Source organism: Dactylosporangium sp. NPDC050588 (assembly GCF_040654975.1).
GTDB classification, from domain to species: Bacteria; Actinomycetota; Actinomycetes; order Mycobacteriales; family Micromonosporaceae; genus Dactylosporangium; species Dactylosporangium maewongense.
In genome coordinates this window covers 55750-63526 of sequence record NZ_JBFAJA010000042.1, presented here as the reverse complement: position 1 = coordinate 63526, position 7777 = coordinate 55750, and the positions used below count along the sequence as shown (strand labels likewise).

The window sequence follows — 7777 nt, the reverse complement described above, 5'->3', positions numbered from 1 at the left end:
GTGGCGATCCGCGCCCGCCGCCGCAGACCTGGGCGTCGCCGCACACACCCAGCCGCTCCTGGCCGCCGCCGCGCCGCTGATCACCACCGCCAGGAGCCCGACATGACCGCACCGGCGCGCACCGCGACCACCGCCACCCGGTGGCGATCCGCGCCCGCCGCCGCAGACCTGGGCGTCGCCGCACACACCCAGCCGCTCCTGGCCGCCGCCGCGCCGCTGATCACCACCGCCAGGAGCGCGACATGACCGCACCGGCGCGCACCGCGACCACCGCCACCCGGTGGCGATCCGCGCCCGCCGCCGCAGACCTGGGCGTCGCCGCACACACCCAGCCGCTCCTGGCCGCCGCCGCGCCGCTGATCACCACCGCCGGGACCGCGTCATGACCGCAGCCACCCAGTGGCGATCCACACCCGCCGCGGACCTGGGCGTCGCCGCGCACACCCAGCCGCTCCTGGCCGCCGCCGCGCCGCTGATCACCGCAGCCGGAAGCGCGACATGACCGCACCGGCGCGCACCGCGACCACCGCCACCCGGTGGCGATCCGCCCTTGCCGCCCCAGGCCGGGGCATCGACGCACACACCACAGCGCTCCTGGCCGTCGCCGCGACTGGCGACCTCACGGCGCTGATCGCCGACGACGGGGGTGCGTCGTGACCGCGCCGACCCGCACCGCGACCACCGCCACGCGGTGGCGATCCGCCCTTGCTGCCGCGGGTCGGGGGGTCGACGCACACACCGAGGCGCTCCTGGCTGCCGCCGCGGCTGGGGACCCTGCGGTGCTGGTGGCTGCCGCGGCGGCCGGGGACCCGGCGGTGCTGCTGGCGGCCGTGCGCCGCTGCGGGCCGCACCCGGACCTCGACACGCTCAACGCCGCGTGCCGGGAGGTGCGGCGGGACCGGGTCGCCGAGCGGCTGGCGGACCTGCCCGGCCCGCAGCTGCGCTGGCTGCGGGTGCGGGCGCTGCTCGGGCCGGGTGTGCCGGAGCGTCTCGCGGGCCGGCTCACGCACGGGCTGCCCGGCTGTCCTGGGCTCGACCCCGCCGATCCGCTCGTCGCCGAGGTGGTGCTCGCCGCGATGGACGGCACCGAACGGGCGGCGCTGCGCAGGCACACCGCCGAATCCGCCCACGACAAGGGCCTGCCGCCGGTGCTCGTGGGTCGGCTGCTGTCCGCGACCGGGCCGGGCTGGCCAGGCTGGGCGCTGGACGCGCTGCTGGCCGCCGCCGCGTCCGCCCGCGCCGAACGTCGCTGGGAGGCGGCGGCGGCGCTGTACAGCCGGGCCCTGTGCGAGCCGATCGGCGACGAGGCGCGGCTGGCCACTCTCCTGGCGCTCGGCGACGTGCAGCTGAGCTGCGCGCCGGAGGCCGCCGACCGCACGTTCCGCACGGTGCTGCGGACGGCACCCGACAGCGCGGCCGCGGTCCGGATCGCGGCCGCCGACCGGCTCCTGATCCGCGGCGACGACGAGGCCGCGCGGCGCGAGCTGGCCGCCGCCTACCATCAAGCGCCCGCGACACCGCCACCGCAGACCGGCACCGCCACCGATCCCACCACGCCGCCGGCGCCTCGGGACGGCACCGCCATCGCCCGTCCCGCCGCGGCACCGCCACCGCCACCGCGGACCGTCACCGGTCCCGCCACGGCACCGCTGTCGCGGACCGGCTCTGCCACCGGTCCCGCCACAGCGCCGCCGTCTCCGACCGGCACAGCCACCGATCCCACCGCGCCACCACCACAGCGGACCGCCACCGATCCCACCGCGACACCACCACGGCGGGCCGGCGCCGATGCAGCGACCGGCACGGCACTGCCAACGCAACCGCGGACTGGCACCGGCGCCGGGACTGGTGCGGAACGGGCGGCGCTGGCGGCGTTGTACTGGCTGGCGGCCGACCGGGCCGGCATCCCGCCGGAGCTGACCTGCGACCGGGTGCCCGCGCCGGGCGACGCCACCATCGAAGCCGCCGACCCGGCCGGGCGTGGCGTCATGGCGTGGCGGGAGGCGGTGGCGGGCGAGGATCTGGACCGGGCCCGCCGACACGCCCTCGCCGCGCTCGACCCGGAGGCAGGGGTCGTGGTGCCGGCCGCTGTACAGGTGGCGGCGGCTCGCACGCTGACCCTCACCGAGGACTTCGCCACGGCCGAGCACCGGCTGAACGGGCTTGTCGAGGCGACCCGGGGGGCTGCGTCCGCCGCCTGGCCGCTCGCCGCCCGGGCCGAGCTGTGGCTGCGCACGGGCCGGCTCGACGACGCCGAACGCGATCTGCACGACCTGCGCCAGTGCCTGCCGGAGCAGTCCTGGCACGCCGGCACCCTGCCCCGGCTGCGGGCGTTGCAGCTCATGCAGCTGCTGGCGACCGGTCGGCGGCGGAAGCTCCGTGCGGTGCTCGACGCGCCGCTGCCGCCGGGCTGCGAGCGCGGCATCGCCTGGGCGCAGCTGCTCTACGCCCGGGCGTTGGCGGAGGCCGCGGACGGTCAGGTCGACGCGGCCGTGGGGATGCTGCACGAGTGTGGCCGCCGGTGCCTGGCCGCCGGGTACCGTAACCCGGCCCTGCTGCCGTGGCGCTCCCAGGCCGCGATGCTGGAGCACGGGCGCGGCCGCGATGCCGAGGCGGCGGCGCTGCTCCGGGCGGAGCGCCTGGCCGCAGAGCGGTGGGGAGCGGCCGGCGCGGTCGCGCTCACCGAGCTGCGGGCGTCGCTGCTGCACGCCGACGCGACGACCCGGGCCGACCGGGCGGTGGTGGCGCTGTGGGCCGCGATGCGCGGCAGCTGGTCGGCCGAGACGCTGCTGACGCTGGAGCGCGCGGCGGCGCGGCGGCGCAGCTCCCCGGCCGCCGGCGCCGCCCTGCGTGCCGCGGGCCGCATCGGGCCCGGCAACGGCTGGAGCGTCCGGGCCGGCGGCAAGGGACCGGCCCCGGCCAGGAAGAGCGCCGCCGCGCACCGCGACGCCGGCCCGCCCCCGGCCGAGACGGGCGGCGGCCCGGGGACGTTGTCTGCGGCCCAGCTGAGGGTCGCCGAGCTGGCCGCGAACGGGCTGCCCAACGCCGCCATCGCCGAGATCCTGGACATCACCAAGCGGACGGTCGAGCTGCACCTGAGCAACACGTACCGCAGGCTCGGAATCACCAGCAGATCGCAGCTTTCCGATGTGCTAGGTGGCGCGGCTGGGGAACACTCTCCGGTGTGCTGATCGAGCGGGATCAAGATGTTGAGCTCTGCCGGGCGGCGGTGACCCGGCTCCGCGGCGGGCAGGGCGGCATCCTCGCCGTCGCGGGCGGCCTGGGTGTGGGCAGGTCGGCGCTGCTGCGACGGGCGGCGGACCTCGCCGCCGAAGGCGGGGTCCCGGTGGTCGCGGCCGCGGCGAACCGCGCCGAGCAGGACCTGCCGCGCAGCCTGGCGTCGCGGCTGTGGCGGGAGATCCGCGGGTCGGCCGCGGCGCGCACCGGCACGCTCCTGGTCACCATCGACGACCTGCAGTGGGCCGACGACGCGAGCCTGGCCTGGCTCACCCGGCTGGACCGTCAGGCCGGCCGGGCGGGTGGCGTGGCGGTGCTCGCGGTGCTCGCGGTCCTGGACGGCGACGCGGCCGGCGAACGGCCCGGGGTCCGCGCCGCACTGGCCCGCGCCGACCGGACGCTTCGACCGGCCCCGCTGTCCCCGGCCGGCGTCGAGCGGCTCCTGGCCAGCATGGCTGACGCGGCCAGCCCTAACGGCACGGCCGGCGCTAACGGCACCGCTGGCCCAAACGACATGGCCAGGGCCAACGGCACGGCCAGGGCCAACGGCACGGCCAGGGCCAACGGCACGGCCAGGACTGACGGCACGGCCAGACCTGACGGCACGGCCAGGGCTGACGGCGTCGCTGGCGCTGACGGCGCCGCTGGCAAGCACGGGGCCGCTGGCAATCACGGCGTCGGGGTGGACCGCGCTGCGGCGGCCCGCCTCCACCGGCTCACCGGCGGCAACCCGCTGCTCGTGCGCTCACTGGCGGCAAACCCCGCCGGCTGGGCACCACCGCCCGGGCGGACGCCACCGACCGGATCAACGCCACCGACCGGGACGACGCCACCAGCCGGGGCGACACCACCGACCGGGGCGACGCCACCAGCCGGATGGACACCGCCAGCCGGGGCGACACCGCCAGCCGGGGCGACACCGCCGGCCGGGTGGGAAGCGGCCGCCGGCGGTGAGACGCCGGACGTCACCGGGCGCGAGTACGAGCCGCTGCGCCGGCGGGTCGCGGCAGCGGTCACCGCGCTGCCCGCGGCGCAGTGCGCGTTCCTGCTGCACGGCGTGCTGCTCGGCGCCGACGCGGAGCCCGGGCTCGTCGGGCGGCTCGCCGGTCTCGACGACATCGACGCGCGCACGGCCGCCCGGGCGTTGCGGGCGATGGGCCTGCACGGCTCGGCCGAGCCGCAGCCGTTGCTCGACGCGGTCGTGCGGCACGTCGTCGGCACCACGATCTGCCCGGAGTCGTTCGCGGTCGGTCACGTGCAGGCGGCGGAGGCGCTGTACCGGGCGGGCGCACCCGCCGAGCGGATCGCGGCGCACCTGGAGCAGGCCGTGGTGCTGCAGCCGTACGCGGCGGGCGTGCTGTCCGACGCCGCGGCCGCCGCCCTCGCCCGTCACGACGTGGCCAGCGCGGTGCGGTACCTGCGGCTGGCGCTGCGCGGGCTGCCGCCGGACGGTGCCGAACGGGCCGGAGTCCTCGTCGAACTCGCCCTCGCCGAGCGGTGCGGCAACCCGTCGACGCTGGTGCGCCGCGTGCTGCAGGCCCTCCCGGCGCTGCCCGATGACGACGCCCGTGCCACCGCGCTGGCCCGCATCCCGCCGATGGCGCTGCTGTCCGGCGCGGAGGCCGCCGGCGAGGCCATCGACGGCGTCATGCGGCACCTCAGCCCCCAACCCCCCGAACCCCCCGCCACCCCGCCGCCGACCGCGCCGACCGGGCCGACCGCGCCGACCGCGCCGACCGCGCCGACCGGGCGGGCCGTCGAGCGGCCCGTCGAGCCCTCGAAGCCCTCGAAGCCCTCGAAGCCCCAGAGGCCCCGGGAGCCGACGGAGTCGGCACAGTCCGCCGGACACCCGCAGTACACCAGCCACCCACAGCAACAGGGAGAGCCCGCGACCACCGGTCCCGGACGTGACGCGCCGGCGCGGGTGGCGGCGCGGCCGGCGGGTGTCGAGGCGCTGGCGCAGCGGCTGGAGGCGCGGCGGTGGCTGGCGGGCTGGCAGGACCCGGCCGTGCTCGCCGCCGCGACGGCCCGGCTGCGCGGCGGGATGATGCGGCCGCGCACCCCGGCCGAGCGGGAGCTCGCGGCGGTGCTGCTGTTCTGCGCGACCATGTCGGCGGAGCTGTCCGCGCAGGAGCTGGCGCCGCTCGCCCAGCTGCTGTTCGAGGCGTTGCCGGTCGACCACGACACGCTCGCCTCGATCGCGCCGCTCCTCGTCGCCGGCGCCGTCGCCGTCGAGCGGGTGCCGGCGCTGCGGCCGTGGCTGGCGGAGGCGAGCCGGGTCTCCGACGCCGCGCCGTGCCGCCGGGTCGCGGCGCAGGTCCACGCCCAGCTGGCGTTTCAGCAGCTGCACACCGGGCAGCCCGGCGCGGCGGCGGCCAGCGCCGCGAACGCGCTCGCCGTGCTGCCGGAGGGTCTCGGTGACGACGCGGTCGGTGCCGCGATGCTCTTCGCGGTCGCCGCCGCGGTGCCGGACGACCGGCTGCGGCAGCGGACCGCGGCGTTGTGGCGTCCGGAGCGGGCGACCGCCGAGACGGGCATGCTGCCGATGGTGCGCAACCTGCTCTACGGCGCGATGCTGTACAACAGCGAACCGCAGGCCGCGCTCGTCGCGTTGACCGAGTGTCAGCAGCAGCTCGCCACCCACGGCTGGCGCAACCGGGCGCTCTTCCCGACCGGCACGATGATCGCGCCGCTGCTGGACCGGCTCGGGCGGGCCGAGGAGGCGGTCGAGTGCATCGCGGAGGAGCACCGGCTGGCGGCCGCCTGGGGCGCGCCGGCGGCGACCGGCCGCACGCTGCGGGTCTGGGGCGAGCTCAGCCACGGCCGGCAGTCGCTGCGCCTGCTCGACGACGCCGTGGACGTGCTGGAGCACTCCGCCAACGAGCTGGAGCTGGCCCGCGCGCTGCTGGCCCGGGGCACCCGGCTGCTCGCGTCGGGGCGCAGGGGCGCCGGCGAGGATCTGCGCCGCGGCGGGCAGCTGGCGGTCGCGGCCGGACTCTCCTGGCTGATGGAGCCGGCCACCACGGCGCTCGAGGCGCACCACGAGCAGCTGGTGCCCGGGATCAGCTCGTTCACCCCGGGCGAGCGGACCGTCACGGACCTGGTCACGGCCGGGCTGACGAACCACGCCATCGCCACGCGGCTGGGCATCTCCCAGCGGGCCGTGGAGAAGCACCTGACCAACTGTTACCGAAAACTGGGGGTCACCAATAGATCCGCACTAAAGGCGGTTCTCAACCGGGTAGCGGGTAAAATGTCCGATCCACCCGCCGAATAGCTCATTCGCCTCCAAACAACGGAAGATCACCGCGGGTAATAGTCGCACCACTCAAAGCATTCATCGATACGCCTTCGCGGCCGCGAACTCTCAAGTCAATGCTCAAATTTTTCGCAAGATCGATGTCCGCCTGTACGACCTACCCGACGGTCACAACTCGGCCCGAACCGGACTTCGGTCAGGATTCCGTTGCGCTCGGTGCCCAGATCCGGCTCCCGGGGCCGTCCGCCGGCCGTCCGGACACATGTTGACCTGCATGGATGGACCACCGCCGGCACCCATACGGAAACCTTGGCCACCCTGCGTCCCCGTCCGGCCACGCCGCGCCGCCGACTACGGTCCACCACACCGAACTAGGCGCACGCCTACCACAGTCTTTGCTGCCCGATTTGCTCGCGTTGACGCTCGCGGAAAGCCGTGCAAGGCTCCCGATGCGAGTTCAAATTTGGAGCATTTGGGAGACGTGTCGATGCTTCTGGTCGGTAACTTGAAGGCAGACGTTCAAGACGCAACTCGGACCGACCCGCTCCGCAGGCAAAACAGGAGTGAAACATCGTCGGAACAGTGCTGTCCATTTCCGCAGCCCCATCCGGCGCTCGTCGGCGCGAGCGAATACGGCGAGCTGTTTCTGTCCATTGTCGAACGGACCGGGGTCGGCCTCGCCGTCCTCAATCCACAACTGCGCATCCAGCAGACAAACGCAGCATTACTGGAGCACTGCGGCCAGCCGCGCTTCGACCTGCACGGATTCGACTTCTCCGAGCTGCTGCACCCGAGTGTGCGGCAGCACATGCGCCGACAGTTCGACCGACTTCTCACCGGTCGCAGCGGACGATTCGTCGAGCATCTCGCCGCCATTTGGGCGACCCGCACCGCCTTCACCGGATCACTCACCGGAATGGCGGTGCAGGGCGACGCCGGCCAGCTGAAGACAATCGTCGTGCTGGTCGCTCCCGACAAGGGGGAGGACGATCGGCGGGTGCTCATCAGCCCCAACAAGATCTTGACAGAAATCAATGCCAAGATTCTCGAGGGAGTGGCCACCGGTGTCCCTACCGTACAACTGGCCGCAAAGCTGTATCTGAGCCGTCAGGGCATCGAGTACCACGTCAGCAACATGCTGCGGCAGTTCAAGGTGCCGAACCGGGCGGCATTGGTGTCGAAGGCCTACTCCATGGGCCTCTTCGGCGTCGGTTCGTGGCCGCCCAAGGTGCTCAACGAGTACGTGCGCCGCTGAGCGGGGCGCACCACCAGGCAGACGAA

The 7777-nt window shown here is 75.3% G+C and carries 6 protein-coding genes; all 6 read left to right on the top strand.

All coding sequences use genetic code 11. The features are described 5' to 3' along the window. The first annotated feature begins 102 nt into the window (after positions 1-102). Entirely contained in the window at positions 103-246 is a 144-nt protein-coding gene (locus AB0I21_RS28015) for a hypothetical protein (protein ID WP_360565533.1), read from the top strand. Further along, positions 243-386 carry a hypothetical protein gene (locus AB0I21_RS28010; protein WP_360565531.1) on the top strand — a complete coding sequence of 48 codons (144 nt, stop codon included), beginning with the start codon at positions 243-245 and terminating at the stop codon, positions 384-386. Before AB0I21_RS28015 ends, AB0I21_RS28010 begins: the two co-directional genes overlap by 4 nt. Positions 387-498: 112 nt before the next feature. After that, positions 499-657, top strand: a complete 159-nt coding sequence (locus AB0I21_RS28005) for a hypothetical protein (RefSeq protein ID WP_360565529.1) — start codon at positions 499-501, stop codon at positions 655-657. A gap of 122 nt (positions 658-779) precedes the next feature. After that, positions 780-3191 (top strand): LuxR C-terminal-related transcriptional regulator, encoded by a 2412-nt coding sequence (locus AB0I21_RS28000; protein ID WP_360565528.1) that lies wholly within the window; start codon positions 780-782, stop codon positions 3189-3191. Next, on the top strand, positions 3185-6514 hold the full coding sequence (locus tag AB0I21_RS27995) for a LuxR C-terminal-related transcriptional regulator (RefSeq protein WP_360565526.1): 3330 nt from the start codon (positions 3185-3187) through the stop codon (positions 6512-6514). The genes AB0I21_RS28000 and AB0I21_RS27995 overlap by 7 nt, the downstream gene beginning before the upstream one ends. 469 nt (positions 6515-6983) lie before the next feature. Continuing rightward, complete coding sequence (locus AB0I21_RS27990; protein ID WP_344506688.1) at positions 6984-7751, top strand: LuxR C-terminal-related transcriptional regulator; 768 nt, start codon at positions 6984-6986, stop codon at positions 7749-7751. Positions 7752-7777 lie beyond the last annotated feature (26 nt).

Excerpts from the sequence above, each read along its gene's own strand:
- AB0I21_RS28015 (WP_360565533.1), top strand. The coding sequence starts at position 103 with ATGACCGCACCGGCGCGCACCGCGACCACCGCCACCCGGTGGCGATCC.
- AB0I21_RS28010 (WP_360565531.1), top strand. The coding sequence starts at position 243 with ATGACCGCACCGGCGCGCACCGCGACCACCGCCACCCGGTGGCGATCC.
- AB0I21_RS28005 (WP_360565529.1), top strand. The coding sequence starts at position 499 with ATGACCGCACCGGCGCGCACCGCGACCACCGCCACCCGGTGGCGATCC.
- AB0I21_RS27990 (WP_344506688.1), top strand. The coding sequence starts at position 6,984 with ATGCTTCTGGTCGGTAACTTGAAGGCAGACGTTCAAGACGCAACTCGG.